Here is a 24009-nt window from a genome sequence, read left to right on the forward strand (position 1 = left end):
GGAACTACTTTCCTCCAGAGGGCCAGATTCGGCGCAGGCGGGCAAGGACCCGGCGGGGAGTCACCGGCGTGATAGCGACGATCACCTGGCCCTTGTGGTTCGTGCTGGGCGTGACGAGGTGGACCCGGACGCCGCGGCGAACGAGCAGTCGAGGCGCACCGACCCGCCGGTCGGTCCGCATCGGCGCGGAGCCGGTTCCGTCCATCGCGGTCACCTCGACCCTCGCGACCCGCCGCTCCCCGTTCGGCGCGACGACCGCGAGCAGCCGGTCGACCGCGAAGTCCGTCCGTACGACGGTACCGGTGCCGTCGGGCGCGACGGACGTCACTCCCACCATCTCGCCGAGGCTGACCCGGAGCCCGTGGGCGGCCAGCTCGGACAGCACGGCGAAGGGGCTGCGGGCGGTCACCACCAGAGCCCGGGCGCCGGCGGCGTCCCGGCCCCAGGCCAGCCTGGTCGCGGTGAGCTTCGCGAGCACCTCGGCGGCCCGGTCGGTGACGTCGTACCAGTCGTCGGCGTAGCCGAACGCCGGGTCGCGGAAGCCGACGTGGTGGGCGTACCAGCGGCCGTCGGCGACGGTGACCTCGGGTAGCCAACGGTCGGCCTGCTGCCCGATCAGCTCGCGGAGTTGGGCCAGGTCGCCGTCGCGCGCGACGGCGAGCCGCACCCGCAGGTCGGTCGCCATCCGGGCCAGCACGCCCTCGGTCAGGTACGCCTCGGCGAGCTTGCGGATCCGGTCGTGGACGTGCTGCTGCACGTCCGGGGAGAGGTCCAGGAACGGCGGCGCCAGCAGCTTCGCCACCTCCCAGCTGAAGTGGCGCAGCAGCACGGCGTCCCGGCGCGGGCCGGGCTCGATCAGACCGGCGACGAAGCCGATCAGTTCCTCGGCGCAACGCAGCCGCTCCTCGAAGCGGCTGGCATAGGTGATGTTCTGTGCGTTGTCCCGCTTGACCGCGTAGTAGTACTCGTAGTCGGCGAGCACGGAGATTTTTCTCGCCCGGAAGCACGCCTCCAGCGTGAACGGCTGGTCGCTGCCCATCGGCATGTCGGTGCGGAACCGCAGCCCGTGCCGCTCGACCAGGGCCCGCCGGAACAGCTTAGTGTTCGACAGCGACCAGGGCAGCGGGCTGTCGAACAGGTCCAGCCGTTCCTCGGTGCTCGCGTAGACCGCCTGGTGCACGTAGCGCTTGTTGGTGCCGACCATCCGGCCGAGCACCACGTCGGAGTCCCACCGGTCGGCGGCGGCGACCAGGCGCTCCAGCGCCTCCGGGCCGAGGTGATCGTCGGAGCCGATGAAGAAGACGTACCGGCCGCGGGCGTGGTCCAGGGCCAGGTTGCTCGGTGCGGCCGGACCGCCGGAGTTGGCCTGGTGCAGCACCCGGACGGTGTCCGGGTAGCGCTCGGCATACCGGTCCAGCTCGGCTCCGCTGCCGTCGGTGGAGCCGTCATCGACCGCGACAACCTCCAGCCGATCCAGCCCGATCGTCTGCGCGACCAGCGAATCCAGACAGGTGGTCAGGTAGGGCATGGTGTTGTAGACGGCGACGATGACGCTCACGTCGGGCGTGCTCATCCGATCCTTCCCCGATCGCCGTGTTCGCTGCGGGCGGGGATCCGCCGTTGGCCACGGGTGCGCTCGCCGGCTGGTGCCGACGATCTGACAGCGAACTCCGCCCACGCCGTGCGCTCGCACGGCCCCAGCCCCGGGCGGAACCTTCGCGAGTGTACGGCACGGAGGTGGCCGGTCAGTGGCGCCGAGCGGGCGCGGCAGCGAGCCGCCGGTGACCAGCGGCGCCGGGTGGTCGCGGGACCTATCGTGAACTGGCCCCTTGCTAACCTCACCATGCCTCTCGCACCTGTCGGGGGGACAGGGTGGCCGAGATGGGAAGCGACATGGGCGTGATCGCCGACCGCGAGATCGACAGCCGTGAGGAGCGGTCGGGTGACCGGCCCGACGTGACCGGGGGCACCGGCCGGATGGCCCGGCTGCGCCGGCCGCTGCTGGCGGCCTGGCCGGCGCTGGTGGGCTACGCCGCGGTCCGCGCGGTCGGGCTGATCACCCTGGCCATCTGGGGGGACGCGCGCGACGCCCGCCTCCTCCGGCTGATCGGCATCCGGGCCGACGCCGGCTGGTACCTGGCGATCGCTCAGCACGGGTACGACCGCGCGGAGACGCTGCAGAGCAACATGGCCTTCTTCCCGCTCTATCCCCTGCTGGTGCGTTTCACCGAGCCGCTCTCCCCGCTGCAGTTCCGCAACACCGCGATCGTGCTGGCCTGGCTCGCCTCGCTCGCCGCCGCCTGGGGGCTGTTCGCCATCGGCAACCACCTGCACGACCGGCGGACCGGGGTCCTGCTCGCCGTGGTCTGGGGGCTTCTGCCGCACGCGATCGTCGAGTCGATGGCGTACACCGAATCGCTCTTCACCGCGCTGGCCGCCTGGTCTCTGTACGCGGTGCTGACCGGCCGGTGGGTCACCGCCGGCACGCTCTGCCTGCTCGCCGGCGCGACCCGGCCCACCGCTACCTCGCTCATCCCGGTGGTGATGCTGGCCGCGTTGATCGCGCTGGTGTGGCGGCGGGGCACCTGGCGTCCGGCGCTGGCCCTACTCCTGGCGCCGCTCGGCTGGCTGGGCTTCGTCGGCTGGGTGGGCTGGCGGACCGGCCGGGTGGACGGCTGGTTCCACATCCAGACCGAGGGCTGGCGATCGAGCTTCGACGGCGGGGCCGGCACCCTGGAGAACACGGGCATCACCCTGGACCAGCCGGTCACGCTCCAGTGGTATCTGATCGTCGCCGTCCTGGCCAGCAGCTTGATCCTGCTGGCACTCAGCGCGGTCGACCGGCAGCCCTGGCCGCTGTTCGTCTACAGCGCGCTGATGCTGGTCACCACCATCGGCGCCTCCGGCTATTTCAACTCCAAGGCGCGGTTCCTCGTGCCGGCGTTCGCGCTGTTGCTGCCGGTCGCCCGAGGGCTCGCGGCCGCGAGCACTGCCCGGTTGCTGATCATCCTGGTCGGGATGACCGCGTTCGCGGCCTACTTCAGCGGCTACCTCCTGCTGGTCTGGGAATACTCCCCCTGACCGGCGGCACCGGTCACCGCGTGAGCGGCCGCACGTCCCACAGCCAGACGTCACGCACCCGCTGACCCGGGCCGAAGCAGGCGTCCAGGAACGTCTTGAGCTCGGTCTCGTGCGCGTGCTTCGGCAGCACCACGGCGTCGGCCCGCCACCAGCGCACGTCGGCCACCGCCTGCTTCCGCTCGGCGGCGCTGACGGTGGGCGGGCGGGCGCCCGCGCCCACCGCGGTCAGCAGCAGCGCGGTGGGCCGGGGTAGGGTGCCCCACCGGCCGGTGTCGTCGGTGGGCGAGGTGGGCCCCAGGAAGTAGCCCTGCGGCACCGCGAAGCCGGTGAGGGCGGCCGAGCCCCAGTTGATCGAGGTCATGTTGTGCACCGGCACCGGCACCAGGGTGCGCCCGTCGGCCACGTGGTGACGCCACTCCCCGGAGGCGACGAACTGGGGCACGGACACCCTCCCCTTCGCCGGCAGCGGGGTCGGCAGCATCGGCAGCAGGGCCCCCACCAGCGCGGCGGCGGTCAGCAGCCGCAGCGGGGCGGCCACCTGCGGGGTGCGCGCCGCGAGACCGTCGAGGCGGGCCACCGCCAGGGCGAACAGCAGCCCGAGGGCGACCGTGGTGATCAGCGCAAACCGGGCGATGACCATGGCGTCCACGATCGGCAGGCCGCGCAGGAGCACGAACGGCGCCGGGATGTCGCTCTTCTCCGGGCCCCAGCTCAGCGTCGAGCCCAGGGCGAGCACGCCGGAGACCAGCGCCACGACGGCAAGCACGCGGACGGCCAGCTCGCGGCGGAGCGCCGCGACGGCTGCCGCGGCCAGCACCACCACCGGCCAGCCGAAGAAGCTGGCCTGCTCGGTGGTGTTCGGCGCCAGCCCCACCGCGCTGTCCGGGCCACCGCCGATCGACTCCGTGGCGTAGGCCACGAATGACCGCAGCCGCAGCGTGTACACGTCCGGGTCGCCCGGATGCCCGATCCGGTGCTGTGGCCCGGCGAACTGCATCCACAGCGGGTACGCGGTGACCAGCAGCACGAGACCGCCGGCGATCGCCAGGACGCCGAGCGCGCGCGGCGCGATCCGCAGCGTCTGCCGGGGGCGCAGCACCAGGTGGGCGACCGTGGCCAGCAGCGCGCCCAGGGCGACCAGGAAGAGGATCTCCACGGAGATGAAGAACTGCGCGGCGACCAGCACACCCAGGACGAGGCCGTCGCGGACCGGGGAGCCGGACCGGGTGAGCCGGACGACACGCCACACCAGGAACGGCACGAGCCACTGCGCGGTGATGTGCGGGTGCCCGTTGCTGTGGGTGACCATGGCCGGCGCGAAGGCGCAGAACAGGCCGCCGACGACGGCCGCCGGACGCGAGCCGACCAGGTGCCGGGAGAGCACCCAGTACCAGGTGAAGGCGGTGCCGGCCAGGTTCAGCGTGATCAACACGAGGTACGACAGGGGCGCCCCGCCGAGCAGCGTGACGGGCGTCAGCACTATGCCCGGCAGCTGTATCCCGACGTTTGACATCAGGTTCACGCCCTCTGGGGCGTTCTGGAGCGTGGTGAAGAACGGGTTCTCCAGGTGGATCACCGCGTGGGCGGCGTACGCCAGCATCCACTCGTTGAATCCCTGGTCGTCCGGGCGGCTGCCGAGCAGCCGGCCGTGCACGTCCAACCACCCCCGGCCGGTGACCCAGAACGCACCCAGCAGGAAGGCCAGCCCGACGAGCAGGTCGATGAGGCGGCCCGTGGGCAGCCGTCGGCCCCGGCCGGACCGGGGCTCGGCGGGCGCCGTCGGCACGCTGTCCGCCGAGCGGACGGTGTCCGTCACCGGAGCGGCGTCCGTCGCCGAGGCGGCGTCCACCACCGCCCCAGCGGACCCGGGCGTGGGACGCGCCGGGGCCTCGGGTGGGCTGGTCGGGAGCTTGCCGGAGGAGTACGCCGCCGTCACACCGGCGAATCCTACGGGTTGCCCGACGCCCGGCGGCGCGACCTCGGACGGTCGGCGGGGAACGGCGAAGGTGACGGGCAGGCCACATCCGGGCGACGCGAGCGTCACCCCGCGCACGGTGCGGGAATTTGGCGGTCACGTCCGGCTGAGGCAGAATTCGTCTGACTCAAGGGACAGCGCCAGCCGACGCGCGGCTGCCCTTCACAAGATCAGACGAGGAGTCAGCCAGGTGAAGGTCATCAGCGTCGTCGGGGCACGCCCTCAGCTGATCAAGCTTGCCCCCATCGCCGCCGCGTTCGCCACCACGGAGCACGAGCACATGATCGTGCACACGGGCCAACACTACGACGCGGACCTCTCCGACGTCTTCTTCTCCGGCCTGGGCATCCCCGACCCCGACATCCACCTGGGCATCGGCTCCGGGTCGCACGGCGTGCAAACGGGCAAGGCCCTCGCCGCGCTCGACCCGGTCTTCATGGCCGAGAAGCCCGACTGGGTGCTGGTCTACGGCGACACCAACTCCACCCTGGCGGGCGCCGTCTCCGCGGTGAAGCTGCACCTGCCGGTCGCTCACCTCGAGGCGGGGCTGCGCTCGTTCAACCGGATGATGCCGGAGGAGCACAACCGGATCCTCACCGACCACGCGGCCGACCTGCTGCTGGCCCCGACCGAGGAGGCCATGCGCCACCTCGCCGCCGAGGGTCTGGCCGCCCGCTCCGCGCTGGTCGGCGACGTCATGGTCGACGTCTGCCTCGGCGTGCGGGACGCCGTGCTGGCCGGGGACCACCCCGCCCCGGCGCTGCCGGACGGCATCCGCCCCGAGGAGCCCTACCTGCTGGCAACCCTGCACCGCGCCGAGAACACCGACTCCCGGGAGCGGCTCGCCGGCCTGCTCGACGGCCTGGCCGACCTACCCGTGCCGGTGGCGCTGCTGGCGCACCCGCGGCTGGTGGCCAAGGCCGAGGAGCATGGGCTGAAGCTGGCCCGCGGGGCGGTGCACGTCGGCCGCCCGCTGCCGTACGCCGGGATGGTCGCGGCGGTGCTCGGCTCGACCGGTGTGGTCACCGACTCCGGCGGCCTGCAGAAGGAGGCCTACCTGCTGTCCCGGCCGTGCACCACCCTCCGGCCGGAGACCGAGTGGATCGAGACCCTGGTGGACGGCTGGAACCGCCTGGTGCCGGACCCGTCCGGCCACTCCCGCGCCGAGTGGATCGACATCGCCACCCGGCCGGCGCCCACCGCCGCCCAGGGCACGCCCTACGGCGACGGCCGGGCCGCCCGGCGGGTCGTCGAGACCCTCACCGCGAAGTGAACCTGCCCGCCCACAGAGAGAGACCCGGGGTGTTCACCCGACCATGACACAATCCCTCGACGTGTCGACCTCCTCCTCGAACGGGCGGCCGGCCGCGGCCGGCCGCGGCCGTCGCCCCCACCTCATCTACCTGGCCATCGGCTTTCCCCCGGCCGCCAAGAGCTGCGCGTACCGGATGCGGGAGACCGCCAACCAGTTCCGCCGCATCGGCTGGGACGTCACCGTGGTGACTATCGCCGCCGCGTCCTGGGAGCGGGACTCCGGCCTGGACTACAGCCTCCTGGAGCAGGTCGACCCGGAAATCCGGGTGGTGGAGCTGCCGCTCGCCCGCGAGGACCTCGAGACCGACATCCGGCGGTTCAGCGAGGAGCGCGCGCTGCGCCCGGCCAAGTGGCTGACGAACCTGCGCAAGCGGGAGAAAAAGATCTTCCCGGAGCCGGTCTTCGGCAGCTGGCGGGGCACGCTGGAGCAGGCGGTGCTCGACGTCCACCGCCAGCGCCCGGCGAACCTGCTGCTGGCCAGCTGCGTGCCCTACGTGAACCTGGCCGCGGCGTGGAAGCTGTGGGAGACCCAGGGCGTCCCGTACGCGGTGGACTTCCGCGACGGCTGGTCCATCGACGTGGTCAACGGCGGCCAGGCGTTCACCCCCGACTCCGAGGCGGGCACGTGGGAGCGGCGGATCCTCGACCACTGCCAGTCGCTCTGGGTGGTCAACGATCCGATTGCCGATCACTACCGGGAGCGCTACCCGCACGTGGCCGACCGCGTGCACGTGGTTCGCAACGGGTACGACAAGGACAGCGTGCCGATGATCCGGCCGCGCCGCCCCGACCCGGAAGCCGGCCTGACGTTCGGCTACCTGGGCACCGTCAACTACACCACCCATCAGCTCCGGGTGGTGCTCGACGCGTGGCGTGAGGCACGCAAGCGGGAGCCGCTGCTGCGTAACGCCCGCTTCGAGATCCGCGGCCACATCGGCGCCGGCGCCAACCGCGAGGCCAACGGGCTCACCGAGCTGATCCGCGAGGCGGCGGACGACGGCGTCTCCTTCGGCGGCCCGGTGCGCAAGGCGGAGGTCGCCGAGACGTACGGCCGGTGGGACGCCCTCGTGCTGATCCTGATCGGCGGCCGCTACGTCACCTCCGGCAAGGTGTACGAGTACATGGCCACCGGCCTGCCCATCGTCTCGGTGCACGAGGTGGACCACGATGCCTCCCGGGTGCTCGACGGGCACCCGCTCTGGACGGGCGCCTGCGGGCTGGACGAGCTGCGGCTGGTGGACAGCTTCCGGGACGCCGCGCGGATGGTCGTGGAGGCGACCGACGAGCAGCGCGCCGGGGTGCGGGACCACGCCGACCCGTTCACCCGCGAGACCCTCATGCAGAAGGCCGTCGAACAGTTGGCCGCGCACGCCCTCGCCGCACCCGGCGACCTGCCGGTGAACGGCGCCGCCGTGCACCCGTCGGACGAACCTTCGACAATAAACGAGACCGAGCGAGCCGGTGGGGTGCGGGCATGAGCGACGTGTTGCTGGTGGCGGGCGTGGCCCCGCAGCCGGGGATCCTGGCCACGGCCGTGCGGCGGCTGCGGGAGAGCGGCGCGCGGGTGCACCTGGTCGGCGCCGTCGACCCCGACGAACTGGCGGAGGACCTCCAGCTCGACGGCCTGTGCGCACTGCCCGCCGACATCGCCAAGGACACGCCCACCCGCGTCGCCGCCCGTCAGGTGCCCGGTGAGCGGGTGTGGAGCCGCATTCGCCGGGAGCCGTGGGCCCGGGAGCACGCCCGCAGCGCCGACGTGCTGGTGGCCCTCGACGCACACGCCATCTACACGGTGTGGCGGTTCGCCCAGCGCAACCGGGCGGCTGACGCCCGTTACGGCATCCAGGCCGCGGTGCAGGCACTGGTCGAGCGCAAGGGCCGGCCCAGCACTGGCCCGCTGCGGCGGCTCACCAACGGCATCCCGTCGACCACGGCGGTGAAACAGAGCGTCAACCGCCTGATCAACGCGGCGCCGCGCGCCGCCGTCAACGCGGTCACCGCCCGGCCGATCATGCGCAGCAAGGCCGGCACCCAGCTCTGGCTGACCGCCGTGAAGGCCCCGAAGGTGCCCGACTCGCTGCGTACCAAGGTCGGCCACCAGGTGGCCAAGGGCATGGCCTGGGCGGACCGGCCCGACGGCGAGGCGCTGATCCTTACCGCCACGGCGAGCAAGTTGCGCAAGCCGACGGCCCGGGCCCGGATACTGGGCGAGGCGGCCAGCCGCGAGCTGAAGGCCGGCATGCCGCCGCGCGATCTGGCGGGTGCGGTCAACGCGCTGCTGAAGGTCGCCGACCAGCGGCACCGGGCCGACGAAAACGCCGCCGCCGCCGACCTGCTGAACCGGGCCATGACGCTCGCGTTCGACCGGGTGCTGCACATCGACCAGCTCACCTCGCCGCTGGCCGAGGACCCGGAGGGCTTCATCGCCCCGTTCCGGCGCTCCCTCGCGGCCACAACGGTGGCGAGCCCGCGTGGCCGACGCCAGCCGGCCGCGCCGCCGCCGACCGACCGGCCGTTGCGCCTGCTGATCGCGACGAGCGCCAACGACAACTTCCTGAAGCTGATCCGGTCCTACTACGACGCGCACCCGCGAGTGGAGGTCCGCTTCGTGGACCTGGCAGCGAACGCCGCGCTCAAGAGTGTGACGTGGGCGTCGAAGCCGATGCTGGAGCACCGGCTGTCGGCCGACACCACGCCGTACGGGGAGAAGGCCGAGGAGCGGCTGCGGCCGTACCTGGACTGGGCGGACACCGTCTTCGTGGACTGGTGCGTGGCGCCGGCCGCGCTGTTCACCATGGTCGACCCCGGCACCACCCGGGTCATCGTCCGGCTGCACAGCTACGAGGCGCTGTCGCGCTGGCCGTACATGGTCGACTTCTCCCGGATTGACGACCTCGTCTTCGTGGCCGACCACATCAAGGACCTGACCACCACGCTGGTGCCCTACCTGAAGGGCCCCGACGGGCCGCGGATGCATGTGCTGGACAACGCCATGAACCTGCGTGGCTTCCAGATCGACAAGCCGGCGGACGCCCGGTTCCAGCTCGGCATGGTGGGCATCAGCCAGGTGGCCAAGGACCCGCGCTGGGCGATCCAGGTGCTGCGGCTGCTGCGGGAGCGCGACGACCGCTACCGGATGCTGCTGGTGGGCGGTGACATGAACCCGGACGTCAGCGTCGCCAGCCGGGAATACCTGGAGGCGTTCAACCGGGACGTGCGCGAGCTGGAGGCCACCGGCGCGGTGCGGCGGCTCGGCGCCACCGACGACGTGCCGAAGATGCTGAGCGATATCGGCGTCATCATCAGCTCGTCGGTGCGCGAGGGTTGCCACTGCGGCCTCATGGAGGGTGCCGCGAGCGGCGCCGTCCCGGTGGTCCGCGACTGGCCGTTCTTCGCCGGCAAGCCGAACAGCGCCCGCACCCTCTACCCGGAGGGCTGGGTGATCGGCAGCCCGGAGGAGGCGGTGGAGCGGATCCTGCGCACCACCGCGACCGAGGAGGCCTGGCGCACCACCGGACGCGAGGCGTCCACGTACGCCCTGCGGGAGTGGGACTGGTCGGTGGTCCAGCACCACTTCGACCGGCTGCTGCTGGACGACCCGCGCTCTGAGTCGAGACGACGAGAATGACCCCCTCGGGGGCGGTTTCAAGGGGTCGTTGCCGCACGTCGGCTAGCCGGTGACGGCTAGGAGCTTAGCGAGGCGCTCGGCTGGGGTGTCCCAGCCGAGCGTTTTGCGTGGGCGGCCGTTGAGTTCGGCGGCGACGGTGGCGAGGTGGTCGGGGCTGTGGACAGCCAGGTCGGTGCCTTTGGGGAAGTACTGGCGCAGCAGTCCGTTGGTGTTCTCGTTGGGGCCGCGTTGCCAGGGTGAGTGGGGGTCGCAGAAGTAGACCGGCATCTGCGCGGTGATGCTGAATTGATGGTGCATCGCCATTTCGATGCCTTGGTCCCAGGTCAGAGACCGTTTTAGATGGTGCGGCAGGGTGGCCATGGCGGTGAGGAGGCCGTCGCGGACCCGGTCGGCGCTGCGGCTGGCCCCCAGGTGCACGAGCAGGACGTAGCGGGTGGAACGTTCGACGAGTGCGCCGATCGCGGGGCCGTTGTCCTTGCCGATGGTCAGGTCGCCTTCCCAATGTCCGGGCATGGCACGGTCGTCGGCCTCGGCGGGCCGTTCGCTGATCACACCATCGGATGGGTGAAACGGGGCTGTCGCTGCCCAGGCTGACGGCGGGGACGTCGCACCGTGCGGCCGGTGGGCGACGCGGCGGTCAGTTCTCGGCGCAGTTCACCACGGCCCTGAACGTAGAGCGCTTGGTAGATCGTCGCGTGTGACACGTGCAGCTCGTTCCGCTCGGGAAAGTCACGGCGCAGCCGACGGCTGATCTGTTCCGGGCTGTGCTTGCGATCCAGCATGGCCTGGACGTGTTCCCGCAGCGCCGGGCATCCGGCGATTTTGCCGATCTTCGGGCGAGGTCGCCTGCTGTCAGCGCGTTGCTGGGCCGCGTAGGGCCGATAGTCACCGCTGCCCGGGTGCCGATTACGGCGGATCTCCCGGCTGATCGTTGCCGGCGACCGCCGCAGTTCAGCGGCGATCGTCGCCTGCGGGGCGCCCTCCCGCAGTCGGTCAGCGATCACGATCCGCTCGTCCTGAGACACAAACCGGCCCGACACGGCCAAAGGCCGGGCAGCGGGAGATATTCCCCTGCTGCCCGGCCTTCGTCTGGCTTGTGCGGCCGTACCGCCAGCGGTGACCAGTCTTGCGATTGATCCCGATCAGCCGGCACGCTTCACTCGTACTCACTACCCCGCGCCAGAAGATCCAAATATGCCTGGCGCTCCGCGCGAAGCTTCTTGCGACCCTGCGGCCGACGATCCCCACGGATCTCGAACACTGCAACCCCTGATCAGGTCAGACGTTGCAACGATCCCTAGAACCCAAGCTGTGACCGTCGGGGCCATTCTCCTTTCGTGTGCCGGTGCGCGGCCGGGGCCTCAGCGCGGGCTGGGGACCCGGCCCGCCGGGGTCAGCTCGGCGTCGTCCGCGGGGCCCAGGACGCTGTCCCGCAGGTCCGCCCACTGCAGCGAGTGCTGGATCCCCTCGGCGAGCGAGAGCGTCGGTGTCCAGCCGAGCAGGCTCAAGGCCCGGTCGCTGCGGGTGTAGGTGCCCGCCGAGTCGCCCGGGCGGCGGGGCGAGAGCACGGTCGTGATCGGCCGTCCGAGCACCGTGTGGAACGCGTCCAGCAGCTCCCGGACCGTCGTGCCGTTGCCCGTCCCCAGGTTGATGACCTCGTACCGGCGGTCGCCGCCGAGCACGGTGTCGAACCGGAGCAGCGCCTCGACGTGCGCCTGCGCCAGGTCCCACACGTGCACGTAGTCCCGGATGCCAGAGCCGTCGCGCGTCGGCCAGTCGGTGCCGGTGAGCTCGAAGGTGGCGCCGGTGCGCGCCGCCTCGATCATCTTGCCGAGCACGTGCGAGGGGCGGGCCAGCTGCAGACCCGTCCGCATCTTCGGGTCCGCCCCGACGGGGTTGAAGTAGCGCAGCGAAACGACCCGCAGGGGGTACGCGCGGGCGCTGTCCTCCAAGACCCGCTCCACCATCGCCTTGCTCTCGGCGTACGGGCTGTTGGCCGCGACCGGGGAAGACTCGTCCACCGCGAAGTCCTCGCCCGGTTGGTAGATCGCCGCAGATGAGCTGAACAGGAACCGCTCGCACCCGTTGGCGATTAGCGCATCCAGGAAATCGACAGACTTGCCGACGTTTTCCCGATAGTAGCGCAACGGCTGCTCCACTGACTCCGGCACCACGATCAGTGCTGCACAGTGCACCGCCGCACTGATGTCCGGATGCTCGACGAAGATCCGGTCGATGAGCGCCCGGTCGGCGATGTCCCCGCGGTAGAAGATCCGGCCCTCGACGAACTCGGCCCGCCCGGTGCTGAGGTTGTCCAGGACGACCGGGGTGAGCCCGGCGTCCAGGCAGGCCGAGGCGATGGTGCTGCCGATGAAGCCGGCGCCACCGGAGATCAGAACCTTCACGGGAGTCAGCTCCGCGTCGCCGATGAGATGGACACGGTGCCGCCCTCGGTCGCGGAGCGGAGCACCGCGCCGGCGACCTCGACGGTCCGTAGGCCCTGACGGAGGGTGACGATGTCGCTCTCCTTGCCGTCCATCGCGTCGCGGAACCGCTCGTGCTCGACGAGCAGCGGCTCCCGCTTCGGGATGGCGTAACGGACCATGTCACCCTCGGCTACCCCGCGGAACGCGCGCAGCGCCTCCCACTCGGTGTCGATTGCGCCGTTGGCGTAGAAGGTTAGGTCGGCGGTAAGGGTGTCCGCGACGAAGCAACCCTTGTCACCGGTGATCACGGTCGACCGCTCCTTGAGTGGGCTCAGCCAGTTCACCAGGTGGTTGACCATCGTATCGTCGGCGAGCTGACCGACGACGGCGACCATGTCCTCATGCAGCCGGCCGCTGCGGGAGACCGTCCGGGCCGACACCGAGGAATATTCCTGACCAGTCACCCAGCTGGTCAGGTCGATGTCGTGGGTTGCCAGGTCCATCACCACGCCGACGTCGGCGATCCGGTGCGGGAAGGGACCCTGGCGCCGGGTCACGACCTGGTAGACCTCGCCGAGCTCGCCGGCCTCCAGGCGGGTGCGCAGGCTCTGCAGCGCCGGGTTGTAGCGCTCGATGTGCCCCACGCCGGCGACGACGCCGGCGGCCTCGAACGCCTCGACCAGCCGAGTGGCCGCCTCGACCGACTGGGCCAGCGGCTTCTCGATCAACGCGCCGACACCGTTGGCGGCCAGCTCCAGGCCGATCTTCTCGTGCAGCGCGGTCGGGCAGGCGACCACCGCGTAGTCGATGCCCATCGCGAGCAGGTCACCGAGCTCGGGAACAACGGGCGCACGCAGCATACCGGTCGTGTCGCCGGCCGGGTCGACGACGCCGACCAGCTCGACACCGTCCAGCTTGGACACGACTCGGGCGTGGTTACGTCCCATGGCACCCAGGCCGATCAGGCCGGCGCGCAGCTTGCGACCTCCGCTCATGCCGCCACTCCACTCCGCTCGGTGGCGCCGTGAGGCACCTTTGCACTGTGCTTGATGATTCGCTCGCTCACCGGGCACCTCCGGCGAGGTTCGCGCCCTCGGCGATGCGCTCGAGGTCGGCCTGGCTCAGCGACGGGTGCACCGGCAGCGAGATCACCTCGACGGCGGCGCGCTCGGTCTCCGGCAGCTCCCACGGGCCCGGCTTGCCGTCCTCGGTGAGGAACGGCTTGAGCCGGTGGATCGGCGTCGGGTAGTAGACCGCGTTCCCGACGCCCAGCTCGGTGAGACGCTGCTGCGCAGCGTCCCGGTCACCCCGCGTACGCACCGTGTACTGGTGGTAGACGTGCCGGGCACCATCGGCCACCGGCGGGGTGAGCATGCCGGTGATGGCGGAGTCGAGGAACTTGGCGTTCGCCTGGCGCTGCTCGGTCCACTCGGCGAGCTGGGTGAGCTGCACCCGGCCGATCGCGGCCGCGACGTCGGTCATACGCATGTTGGCACCCACGATCTCGTTGGCGTACCGCTGCTCCATGCCCTGGTTGCGCAGCAGCCGCAGGGTACGGGCGAGCCCGGCGTCCCCGGTCGTGATCATGCCGCCTTCGAGCGAGTGCATGTTCTTGGTCGGGTAGAAGCTGAAGCAGCCCGCGGTGCCGAAGGCGCCGACCGGAGTGCCGTGCAGCGTGGCGCCGTGGGCCTGCGCCGCGTCCTCGACGACGGCGAGGCCGTGCCGCTCGGCGATGGCCATGATCCGGTCCATCGCGGCCGGGTGGCCGTAGAGGTGCACCGGCATGATGGCGACGGTGCGCGGGGTGACCGCGGCCGCGACCGCCTCCGGGTCGACGCAGAAACTGCCCGGCTCGATGTCGACGAAGACCGGCTCGGCCCCGACCAGGCGGACGGCGTTGGCGCTGGCCGCGAAGGAGAACGAGGGCACGATGACCTCGTCACCGGGGCCGAACCCAAGCGCCATCAGGCTCAGCTGGAGTGCCGAGGTGCCGGAGTTGACGGCAACGCATTGCCGCCCGGCGACCAGCTCGCCGAACTCCTCCTCGAACGCCGCCACCTCGGGGCCCTGCACCACCTTGCCGCTGCGCAGCACCCGCACAGCCGCCTCGACCTCGGCTTCACCGATGATCGGCCGCGCTGGTGGGATGAAGTCTGGGTGCTGCCCAGCCATGGGGGTCCTCCTGGGTCTAGATGGTGCTGGCGGGGGTTCGGATGGCGATACTAGCCGGTCTCCAATTCCCGGAAACTGACACGACCGCAAGGTTCACGTGCCGGCCCGATGTTGCTCAGATCAGGTCGAGGGATGAATGTCAGAAGCCGCTGACACCTGATCCGCCAAACCAGAACAGGTTACTCGCAGCGCCGCCACGATCGCCGTCGCCATATCGGCGAGCTGAGCGGCTTCCAGCGGCGTCCGGGAGATCGCCAGCCGCCAGTAGACCGGCCCGACGATCAGGTCGATCGCAATGGACGGGTCGGCGCCCCGGGGCAGCTCGCCGCGGGCCACCGCCTGGCCGACCACGAGCTCGCCGATACGGTTCTGGTAGTCACGCAGCGCCCTCTGAAGGGTCTCCGCGATCTGCGGGTTGCGCGCGGCTTCGGCCAACAGATCCGGGATGATCTGCGACGCCAGCGGGTGCCCGAGGGCCGCCGACGCGACCATCAGCAGCAGTTGCACGTCGCCGTGCAGGCTGCCGGTGTCCAGCAGCGGGAGCTTCCGTCCTGCGACAGCGGTCACCATGTCGAGCACCAGCTCGAGCTTCGAACGCCACCGGCGGTAGATCGCCGTCTTGCTGACACCGGCCCGCCGGGCGATCGCCTCGATGGAGAGCCGGCCGTAGCCGACCTGCGCGAGTTCCCTCATGACGGCGCGACGGATGGCGCTGGTGATGTCGTCGCGAAGAACGGCCGCGCCGGCTGGAGCGCGCCTCTTCTCGGTCTTCACGTGGGACAATGTAGCGCAACGACGGTACGGTTGCGTCCCGACGTGTTTTCCACTACCTTCCACGCAGCAGCGCGGCAGCCCTCCCCGCACCGGCCACGCTAGATTTCATCGCCGCGACACTCTCACTGCTCCCCATCGGCACGAAAGATCGGAGCGCCTGACAATGGCCAACACCGCCGTGGCCGACCCCCAATCTGGGCTGACCCCCGCTCAGCTCGCGCAACGGTACGGACTACGGGTCGCCGGGGAACGCCCGCCCCTCGTTGAATACGCCCGCATGCTCTGGGCGTACCGGCACTTCATGGCCACATATTCGCGGGCCAAGGTCGCGTCCTCGTTCAGCAGTACCCAGCTCGGCCAGCTCTGGCAGGTGCTGACCCCGCTCACCAACGCGGCGGTCTACTATCTGATCTTCGGCGTGATCCTGTCCCAGCACCGGAACGTGTCGAACTTCATCGCATACCTCTGCACCGGCGTGTTCGTCTTCATGTTCACCCAGGCCGCAGTGCAAAACGGCACCAGCGCGATCACCAACAACTTGGGCCTGATCCGCGCTCTGCAATTCCCCCGCGCCGCGCTGCCGATCACCGTCACGTTGATCCAGCTCCAACAGCTACTCATGTCGATGGTGGTGCTGGCGGGCATCGTGCTGCTGACCGGTGAGCCGCTGACCTTCAATTGGCTCTTGATCATACCTATGCTGCTGCTCCAGACGATCTTCAACGTCGGGCTGACCATGGTGATGGCCCGGCTCGGCTCCAAGGTCACCGACCTCAAGCAGGTCATGCCTTTCGTAATGCGGACCTGGCTGTACGCCTCCGGCGTGCTCTACCCGGTCACGCTGTTCCGGCAGCATCTGCCGCATTGGGCAGCCAACCTGCTGGAGTGCAACCCCCCACTGGTCTACATCGAGTTGGCCCGGCACGCCCTGCTGGAGTCCAACCAGGAGAACCTGGTCACCTCGCCCACCCGGCTCTGGTTGCTCGCCATAGCCTGGGCGGTCGTCATGGGCCTGGGCGGGTTCGTCTACTTCTGGCGCGGAGAAGAGGAGTACGGCCGTGGCTGAGCAGACCCAGCCGGCGGGCAAGATCGCCGTGACGGACGCTGGTCGGATTCCCACCGTCGTCGTGGACGACGTGCACGTGATCTACCGAATCCACAAGGGCGCCACCAGCGGCAGCAGCCCGGTTTCCGCCCTGAAGCGCATCGTGTCGCGCACCAACGCCCCGAACATCCGGGAGGTACACGCGGTCAAGGGTGTCAGCTTCACCGCGTATCAGGGCGAGGCCATCGGGCTGATCGGCAGCAACGGCTCCGGCAAGTCGACCCTGCTGCGGGCCATCGCCGGCCTGCTCCCGCCAGCCCGAGGCGCGGTCTACACCCTCGGGCAGCCGTCGCTGCTCGGCGTGAACGCGGCCCTGCTCAACGACCTCTCCGGCGAGCGCAACGTGGTGCTCGGCTGCCTGGCCATGGGCATGCCGCCGGAGGAGGTCAAGCGGCTGGCCCCGGAGATCATTGAGTTCTCCGGCATCAACGAGCGGGGCGACTTCGCCTCACTGCCGATGCGCACCTACTCCTCCGGCATGGGCGCCCGGCTGCGCTTCGCCATCTCCTCGGCGAAGAAGCACGACGTACTGCTCATCGACGAGGCGCTCGCGACCGGCGACCGGAAGTTCCGGGCCCGCAGCGAGCAGCGGGTCCGGGAGCTGCGCGACAGCGCCGGCACCGTCTTCCTGGTGAGCCACTCGCTCGGCTCGATCCGGGACACCTGCGAGCGGACCATCTGGCTGGAGGGCGGCGTCCTGAAGATGGACGGCCCGACCAACGAGGTCTGCGACGCGTACGAAGGAAAGTAGCGCCTCGACGAGCGCATCGACCGGTCCGCTGGCCCGGCCGGTGCGCTCAGTCATAGGCGCTAAGGTTCTCTGGGCGCCACCCGTGGTTCATGGCACGCCGGGTTCGAGGCCTCGACCTACCGGCCGTCGCCGAGCCATCCGGTCACCCGGACACAAAGCACGTCATCAGGCAGAAGCGAGGGACGGTAATGACGCAGCGCCACACCACCACGACGGACGCCACGCCGGCGACGCCGGCACCCTGGCGGCCCTCGCGGACGGTGGCTGTGATCCTCGCCGGGGGGACCGGGACACGACTGGGACTCGGCATCCCCAAGCAACTGTTGAAGATCGCCGGTAAGCCGATCATCGAACACACTCTCGCCGTCTTCGAGGCCGCGCCGGAGATCGACGAGATCATCGTGCTGATGGCGGTCGGCCACGTGCCCGACGCACAGCGAATCGTCGAGAAGGCCGGGCTGCACAAGGTCAGCAAGGTGATCGAGGGGGGCGACACGCGTAACGAGACCACCCGGATCGCCCTGGAGGCCATCGGCGAGGAGGACTGCAACGTCCTCTTCCATGATGCGGTGCGGCCCCTGGTCAGCCACCGGATCGTCCGCGAGTGCGTGAACGCCCTCTGGACCTACTCAGCGGTCGACGTGGCCATCCCGTCGGCCGACACGATCATCCAGGTGGACGAGGACGAGTGCATCACCGACATCCCGGTGCGCTCCTCGCTGCGCCGTGGCCAGACCCCGCAGGCGTTCCGCTCCGGCACGATTCGCGAGGCCTACCGGCTGGCCGAGGGCGACCCGCACTTCGCCGCCACCGACGACTGTGGCGTGGTGCTGCGCTACCTGCCCGGCACGCCGATCAAGGTGATCGACGGCTCGGACGAGAACATCAAGGTCACCCACCCGGTCGACGTCCACCTCGCGGACAAGCTCTTCCAGCTCGCCGCCGCGCGGGTGCCCCGGCTCGCCGACCACCGCGGCTACCGGGAGGAGCTGACCGGGCGGACCGTGGTCATCTTCGGCGGCAGCTACGGCATCGGCCACGACCTGGCCGAACTCGCCACCCGCCACGGCGCGCAGGTCTTCCCGTTCAGCCGCAGCAGCACCGGCACCCACGTCGAGCGACCCGAGGACGTCGAAGCGGCGCTGAAGACGGCGTTCGAGGCGACCGGCCGGATCGACCACGTGGTCGTCACCGCGGGCGTACTCGAGAAGGGCAACCTCGCCGAGATGGACGAGGAGACCATGGACCGGGTCCTCCAGGTCAACTTCGTCGGACCGGTCACCGTGGCCCGCCTGGCCCTGCCCTACCTCCAGCAGACCAAGGGGCAGCTGCTGCTCTACACCTCCAGCTCGTACACCCGGGGTCGGGCGCGTTACGCGCTCTACTCGGCCACCAAGGCCGCGCTGGTCAACCTCACCCAGGCGCTGGCCGACGAGTGGGCGGAGGTCGGCGTCCGGGTCAACTGCGTCAACCCGGAGCGGACGGCCACCCCGATGCGAACCCGGGCCTTCGGCGAGGAGCCGGAGCACACCCTGCTCTCGGCCGAGGCGGTGGCGCAGGCCTCGCTGGACGTACTGATCTCCGAACTCACCGGGCAGGTCATCGACGTACGCCGGCCGCAGGGCGAGGCGCCGCCGGCGGTGCCCGCCCAGGCGGTGCGGGCCGGCGCCGACGCCGTGGGCTGACGGCGCACCTGCTGATCCTCGAAACGGCCGTGAACGGAGCAACATGCGTGGTGACCTGTTCCGCAAGCTGATCGCCCGGTGCCTGAGCGTCGGGCTCGCCGTACTGGCCTTCCTCACCGCCGCGCTGACCGGCGCGACCGGCTGGGGCCTCGCGCTGACGGTCGCCGCCCTCGGGGCCGCGGCCATGGAGCGGCGGATCCGCCCCGGCGCGGACACCGCCGCCGAGACGACGTTGATCGCCGCCGCCGTGCTGGTCGCGTACGCACGGCGGCTCGACGACGGGTTCGACCCGGCGCTGGCCGCCACCGCGCTGGCCCTGCTCGGGCTGGTGCTGCTGGTCGGGCCGCTGCGCCAGGCCGGCGGCCTGGAGGTCCGCACCGCGAACCTGCCGGTGCGGTCCTGGGCTCCGCTGGTCGCCACGCACCTCGGCGACGCGCTGCTCGGCCTGCTCGCCGTGGTGGCGCTGGCCGCCGCGCTGACCCTGCCCGCGCCGGCGGCGCTGGTCGCGGCCGTACTGGTCGCGGCCGGCGCCGGGGCGGTCGGGGCGGACCTGGCCCGGCGACGCTTCCGGCCGTCCGCGTCGGGCGGGACGGTGCCCCGGGCGTTGCGCGCGTACGAACCGGAGTTCGTGCTCTACTTCTCCGCACCGCCCGGGTCGGAGTACCAGGTCACCATGTGGCTGCCGTATCTGGAGCGGATCGGCCGGCCGTTCCTGGTGGTGCTCCGCGAGCCGGAGTTCCTGGCCCCGATCGCCGCGGCCACCGGCGCCCCGGTGGTCTACTGCCCCACCCTGCGCGCGCTGGACGAGGTGCTGGTGCCGAGCCTGAGGGCGGCCTTCTACGTCAACCACGGCGCGAAGAACAGCCACTTCATCCGGTTCACCCAGCTGACCCACGTGCAGCTGCACCACGGCGACAGCGACAAGGCGCCGAGCGCCAACCCGGTCTCCGCGATCTTCGACCGGATCTTCGTGGCCGGGCAGGCCGCGATCGAGCGGTACGCGCGGGTCGGCGTGGACATCCCGGCGGAGAAGTTCGTGGTGGTCGGCCGCCCCCAGGTCGAGTCGATCGAGGTACGTCCCGAGCGGCTGCCCGCGCACACCCCCCGGACCGTCCTCTACACACCGACCTGGACCGGCCACCACGCGGACGCCGACTACTGCTCGCTGCCGGTGGCCGAGCCGCTGCTGCGGCGGCTGCTGGACCGGGGCGTGACGGTCATCCTGCGCGCCCACCCGTACACCACGCAGAATCCGGCGTCCGCCCGGCAGCTCGGCCGGCTCACCGAGCTGCTGGCCGCCGACCGGACGCGGACCGGTCGGCAGCACCTCTGGGGCGCGGCGGCCAGCCGGGACCTGAGCCTGGTGGAGTGCGTGAACCGGTCCGACGCGCTCATCTCCGACGTCTCCGGAGTCATCTCGGACTACCTCTACTCCGGCAAGCCGTTCGCGGTGACGGACATGGGCGCCGACGGCGACTCGTTCACCGAGCGGTTCCCGCTGGCGGCCGCGGGCTACGTGCTGCGCCGGAACATGGCCGACCTGGACGAGGTGCTGGACCGGCTGCTCGACAGCGACCCGCTCGCCGCGCAGCGCTGGGAGACCCGGCGTCGCTACCTCGGCGACTTTCCGGCCGAGTCGTACGCCGAGGCATTCCTCGCCGCCGCCCGGCGGGAGCTGGAGCCGGCCGGGAAGCCGCCGGCGCCGCGGGCCGTTCGGCCGGTCGAGACGGACGCCACGCCCCTGCCCACCATCGTCTGAGCGGGTGGCCGGGGAGACTCCCCGCCTTCCCGGCCACCGCCGACCCGGTGGTGGCTCAGCAGTAGGTCTCGACGAGCGCCAGCACCGCCTCCGGGTCCTCGACGTGGGCGTTGTGGCCGAGCCCGGCGAGCGTGGCGACCGGAACCCCGTAACGCCGCAGCTGTGCGTCGGTGACCAACGGGTCGTACTCGCCGCGCGCCAGCAGGACCGGCACGTCGGTGGCGGCCAGCAACGCCGCCAGGTCCGGCTCGCCGACGGCGAACGCGCCCGGGTCCATGGCCAGTCGCCAGCGCCCGTCAACCTCGCGCAGCCCGGCCGTCACCCGCGGATCGTCCGGGGCGACCAGCCCGGCCAGCCCGGAGACCCGCAGGTAGCGCTGGGCGGCCTCGTCCCGGCTGGGGTACCAGGCGACCGGACGGGCGGCCAACTCGCGCGCCTTCGCCAGCTCGGCGTCGGACCATATCGCCTTGATGCCGAGCCCGACGACGGCGGCGACCGGCAGCCCGGAGCCGCGCGCGGCGAGTGTCAGGCCGACCACCCCGCCGAGCGAGTGACCCAGCACGATCAGACGCTCCTCCGGTGCGAGCGCGGCGGCCACCCGCTCGGCCAGCGCGGCGAAGGAGTAGGCGGGCAGCGGCGGTGACGTGCCGTGGCCGGCCAGGTCCGGCGCGAGCCAGCGCCCCGCCCACCGCCGCTCCAGCAGCGCCGCCCCGGGCAGCCACACCTCGCCGGTCGCGCCCATGCCGTGCAGCAGCAGCAGGGCGGGCCGACCGGCGGTACGGGCATCGGCGTCGGTCATGGACGCAGTGTGCCACCGGGGCGTCGGCAGGGCGAGGGCGGAGATCCGACAGCGGGCCGCAACGACGTCGGGCGCCGGCCCCCGAGTCAGGGGTGCCGGCGCCCGACGTGCGCGCGGTCGTCAGGCGGAGTAACCGCGGGAGGTCATCCAGTTCGCCAGGTCGATCGTGGTGATCCAGTACGACGGCACGGCCGGGTTCGCCGAGTCGGCGATCTTCACGGTGCGGCCCTGGTCCCGGTAGCCGACGACGGCGATGTAGTGCCCGCCGCCGAAGGAGTGCCAGCCGCCGTCGGTGTCGACGGCGTCGCCGACGATGTTCGCGACCACGCCGCGCCCGTCGGTGATGGCCCGGACGACGTCGGCCTGGAGCTGGTCCATCTGGGCCGGACGCGGCGCCGTCGGGAACATCGTGGTCTTGTACGGGTTGCCCTTGACCATCGCGTTCAGCACCCGCGTGGTGTCCTCGGCGGAGTTGGTGCCCATCTCGGTGGTGCCGAGGCGGGCGGCCAGGTCGTCCTGGCTGCGTTCGATGCCGGCGGCGCTGAGCGCGTTCCGGGTGGCGGCGGGCCCGCAGTAGTAGAAGGTGGTCTGCGCCTGGTAGTCGTAGTCGAGGACCTTGCTCGCCGGCGGCTTCGGCGGTGCCGGCTTGCGGGTCAGGTCCGGGTCCGCGGACTTCTTCGCCGCCGGCGCGCTGGTCGTGGGCGAACTGGTCGCCGGCGTCGCGGGCCGCTGCTCGCCGAGGGAGGCGATGCCGGCGTCGCTGCGCAGTTCCGCCGCGACCGCGGCGGAGGCGCGCTGCGCGGCGGGTGCTTCGTCGGCGCCGTTGAGCAGGGCGCCGGTGGTGGTCGCCAGCACCACGGCGGTGGCGGAGGCGGCGGCGACCTGGTACGGGCGCGCGCCGGCCAGGCGACGGAGCTGACGCTTCAAGGTGTGCTTCACGGTTCCTCCACGGTTCGGGGGGGGTGAGCGACCGGCAGCCGTACCGGAGACCGGGTAGGCGGCACCACGCGGACCGGGTCCGCGGAACGTTTGGTGGGTCGCTCAGGGGACGCCCGGTGGACCGGGCGGCGAGACGCGGGTGCCGGATCAGCTCGCTGCTACGGGGCGGGCGAGCGCGGGCACCGGGGCGCCGTGGAGGTTCGGGGACGGCCGAGGGGTGGGTTCGTGCACCACAGGGATGGAACTCCTTCCGGCACCGCCTACCGGGTTAGCTGACGGATTCGGGCGGGAAGATCGCCCTACCGCGGGCCGTGGCTCGCGGATTCACCCCGGACGTACATGTGGGTCCCCGGCTCGTGAAATCGACGATTAGGCGGGTCGGCGCGGCGTCGCCACTTGCGATCGGTTACCGCACCGGACGGGCTGACAGTACTGGCCGCCGCTGGGCCTGCCAACCCCGTCTCACCTGCTCAAACCTGTTCCACCGAACAATTTTTCCGGGCGGTGCGGCGCTGGCGTGAATCAATGGGACGCGCAGTTCGGGTGGCACCCGGAGGGCCACAACGGGACAGCTCGTCGGCAACCTCTCCGGCAGGCGGGGAGGATTGGGATCGGTTGATCCCACTGACCGTTTCCGGATTCCTGTGACCGGCGTCACCGAATTGCCGCGCCGAATTGGAGCGGAAGCCGGCCGATGACCTCGCCGGGCCGCCGCCGGAGAGCCGCAGCGAGGCCCGGGAACCGCCCGGTCAGCCCACCCTCGCCGGCCGCCAACGGGCGGTCACCAGCCGGGCGGGGGCGGTGGCCGCCGGCCGGCTCGCCGTCGACCGGGCCGGGCGGACCCGGGCCGCCGCCGCGTACGCCTCGGCGGCCAGGGCACGGGCCGCGTCGGCGGCGAGTTCGGCGTCCCGCCAGGCGTTGCGCTCCCGCTCCTGGGCCGCCCGGTAGCCGGCCAGCCGCCCGTCCCGCACCACCCGGGCCAGGCGCACCTCCTGGTCGACCGGGTGCAGCCGGGGATCCCAGCCGTCACGCCGGCCGAAGACGTCGCCGAGCTGGCGCAGGGTGAGATCACCCCGCCAGTACGCCGCGGTGGCCGCCCGGTGCAGGTGGCGTTCCCGGGCCGCGTACTCCATCGGGGTGCGAGGCGTGCGGGGTGTCGGCAGGGCACCGGCGCCGACGAACCGGCGGGCGGCGCTCTCGGCCTCGTCGTACGCCGCCCAGGCCCGGTCCAGGTCGGTCTGGGCCGATGACCACGCGGCCCGCCTCCGGCGGGCGGTCTGCGCCGCGCCGGCCGCGGCGACGGCCACCTCGTCGGCGTACCGGCGCAGGTCGGCCGACTCGGCCGCCGCCAGCTCGCGGTCGGTCGGCACGGCCGGGGCGCTCGGGTCGCCCTCCGGCCGGTCGCGGTCGGGGCGGGCGACCAGCACGGTGAGCACGATCAGGGCCAGCAGCAGCAGGGCCGACCAGATGGCGGCGGCCTGCGGCACCTCGACGAGGAACTGGTAGAGGACGGTCTTCTCCATGTCGGCACCTCAGAACAGGCAGACGCGAATGCGGGAGCCGCCCGGCCGGCCGGGCGAGGCCGGTTCGGCCACGCCGGG

The 24009-nt window shown here is 71.6% G+C and carries 17 protein-coding genes, 1 pseudogene and 1 riboswitch; of the genes and pseudogenes, 8 read left to right on the forward strand and 10 right to left on the reverse strand.

Going from position 1 to position 24009, the window contains the following annotated elements:
* Positions 1-4: 4 nt before the first annotated feature.
* Positions 5-1573 carry a glycosyltransferase gene (locus tag E1211_RS01800; protein WP_132344666.1) on the reverse strand — a complete coding sequence of 523 codons (1569 nt, stop codon included), beginning with the start codon at positions 1571-1573 and terminating at the stop codon, positions 5-7.
* Between the two features lie 308 nt (positions 1574-1881).
* Here E1211_RS01800 and E1211_RS01805 point away from each other — a divergent pair, with 308 nt between their 5' ends.
* On the forward strand, positions 1882-3081 hold the full coding sequence (locus tag E1211_RS01805) for a hypothetical protein (protein WP_243709290.1): 1200 nt from the start codon (positions 1882-1884) through the stop codon (positions 3079-3081).
* A 13-nt stretch (positions 3082-3094) separates the two neighbouring features.
* Here the strand turns inward: E1211_RS01805 and E1211_RS01810 are convergent, their stop codons facing one another.
* Complete coding sequence (locus E1211_RS01810) at positions 3095-5125, reverse strand: hypothetical protein (protein ID WP_132344668.1); 2031 nt, start codon at positions 5123-5125, stop codon at positions 3095-3097.
* 121 nt (positions 5126-5246) lie between these two features.
* On the opposite strand from E1211_RS01810, the gene wecB reads away from it, so the two are divergent.
* From wecB to E1211_RS01825, 3 genes are read left to right on the forward strand one after another with little or no spacing between them, the layout of a single operon-like run.
* Positions 5247-6329, forward strand: a complete 1083-nt coding sequence (gene wecB, locus E1211_RS01815) for a non-hydrolyzing UDP-N-acetylglucosamine 2-epimerase (RefSeq protein WP_132344670.1) — start codon at positions 5247-5249, stop codon at positions 6327-6329.
* 43 nt (positions 6330-6372) lie between these two features.
* Entirely contained in the window at positions 6373-7848 is a 1476-nt protein-coding gene (locus E1211_RS01820) for a glycosyltransferase (RefSeq protein ID WP_132344672.1), read from the forward strand.
* Positions 7845-9998, forward strand: coding sequence for a glycosyltransferase (locus E1211_RS01825; protein ID WP_132344674.1), 2154 nt, complete (start codon positions 7845-7847; stop codon positions 9996-9998). Before E1211_RS01820 ends, E1211_RS01825 begins: the two co-directional genes overlap by 4 nt.
* A gap of 42 nt (positions 9999-10040) precedes the next feature.
* On the opposite strand, the pseudogene E1211_RS01830 reads toward E1211_RS01825, so the two are convergent.
* From E1211_RS01830 to E1211_RS01850, 5 genes and pseudogenes are all read right to left on the reverse strand, one after another.
* Positions 10041-11131: pseudogene (locus E1211_RS01830) on the reverse strand (IS30 family transposase).
* Positions 11132-11359: 228 nt separating this feature from the next.
* Positions 11360-12403, reverse strand: a complete 1044-nt coding sequence (gene galE, locus E1211_RS01835) for a UDP-glucose 4-epimerase GalE (RefSeq protein WP_132344676.1) — start codon at positions 12401-12403, stop codon at positions 11360-11362.
* A gap of 5 nt (positions 12404-12408) precedes the next feature.
* Complete coding sequence (locus E1211_RS01840) at positions 12409-13419, reverse strand: Gfo/Idh/MocA family protein (protein ID WP_132344678.1); 1011 nt, start codon at positions 13417-13419, stop codon at positions 12409-12411.
* Between the two features lie 67 nt (positions 13420-13486).
* Entirely contained in the window at positions 13487-14596 is a 1110-nt protein-coding gene (locus E1211_RS01845) for a DegT/DnrJ/EryC1/StrS aminotransferase family protein (RefSeq protein ID WP_132344680.1), read from the reverse strand.
* Between the two features lie 120 nt (positions 14597-14716).
* Positions 14717-15370: a TetR/AcrR family transcriptional regulator gene (locus E1211_RS01850; protein ID WP_132344682.1), complete on the reverse strand. Its 654-nt coding sequence runs from the start codon at positions 15368-15370 to the stop codon at positions 14717-14719.
* Between the two features lie 163 nt (positions 15371-15533).
* Between E1211_RS01850 and E1211_RS01855 the strand changes: the two genes are divergently transcribed.
* The 4 genes from E1211_RS01855 (at position 15534) to E1211_RS01870 (ending at position 20670) form a co-directional block, all read left to right on the forward strand.
* Positions 15534-16436, forward strand: coding sequence for an ABC transporter permease (locus tag E1211_RS01855; RefSeq protein WP_132344684.1), 903 nt, complete (start codon positions 15534-15536; stop codon positions 16434-16436).
* Complete coding sequence (locus tag E1211_RS01860) at positions 16429-17226, forward strand: ABC transporter ATP-binding protein (RefSeq protein ID WP_132344686.1); 798 nt, start codon at positions 16429-16431, stop codon at positions 17224-17226. The genes E1211_RS01855 and E1211_RS01860 overlap by 8 nt, the downstream gene beginning before the upstream one ends.
* Positions 17227-17414: 188 nt before the next feature.
* Entirely contained in the window at positions 17415-18911 is a 1497-nt protein-coding gene (locus tag E1211_RS01865) for a bifunctional cytidylyltransferase/SDR family oxidoreductase (protein ID WP_132344688.1), read from the forward strand.
* A 43-nt stretch (positions 18912-18954) separates the two neighbouring features.
* A complete protein-coding gene (locus tag E1211_RS01870; protein ID WP_132344690.1) occupies positions 18955-20670 on the forward strand; it encodes a CDP-glycerol glycerophosphotransferase family protein in 1716 nt (571 codons plus the stop codon).
* Between the two features lie 55 nt (positions 20671-20725).
* On the opposite strand, the gene E1211_RS01875 is transcribed toward E1211_RS01870, so the two are convergent.
* From E1211_RS01875 to E1211_RS01885, 3 genes are all read right to left on the reverse strand, one after another.
* Positions 20726-21469, reverse strand: coding sequence for an alpha/beta fold hydrolase (locus E1211_RS01875; protein WP_132344692.1), 744 nt, complete (start codon positions 21467-21469; stop codon positions 20726-20728).
* Positions 21470-21589: 120 nt separating this feature from the next.
* On the reverse strand, positions 21590-22408 hold the full coding sequence (locus tag E1211_RS01880; RefSeq protein WP_132344694.1) for a C39 family peptidase: 819 nt from the start codon (positions 22406-22408) through the stop codon (positions 21590-21592).
* 242 nt (positions 22409-22650) lie between these two features.
* A riboswitch (cyclic di-AMP (ydaO/yuaA leader) is annotated at positions 22651-22794 on the reverse strand.
* A gap of 363 nt (positions 22795-23157) precedes the next feature.
* Positions 23158-23931 carry a hypothetical protein gene (locus E1211_RS01885; protein WP_132344696.1) on the reverse strand — a complete coding sequence of 258 codons (774 nt, stop codon included), beginning with the start codon at positions 23929-23931 and terminating at the stop codon, positions 23158-23160.
* Between the last annotated feature and the right edge of the window lie 78 nt (positions 23932-24009).

Source organism: Micromonospora sp. 15K316 (assembly GCF_004348525.1).
Classification (GTDB): domain Bacteria; phylum Actinomycetota; class Actinomycetes; order Mycobacteriales; family Micromonosporaceae; genus Micromonospora.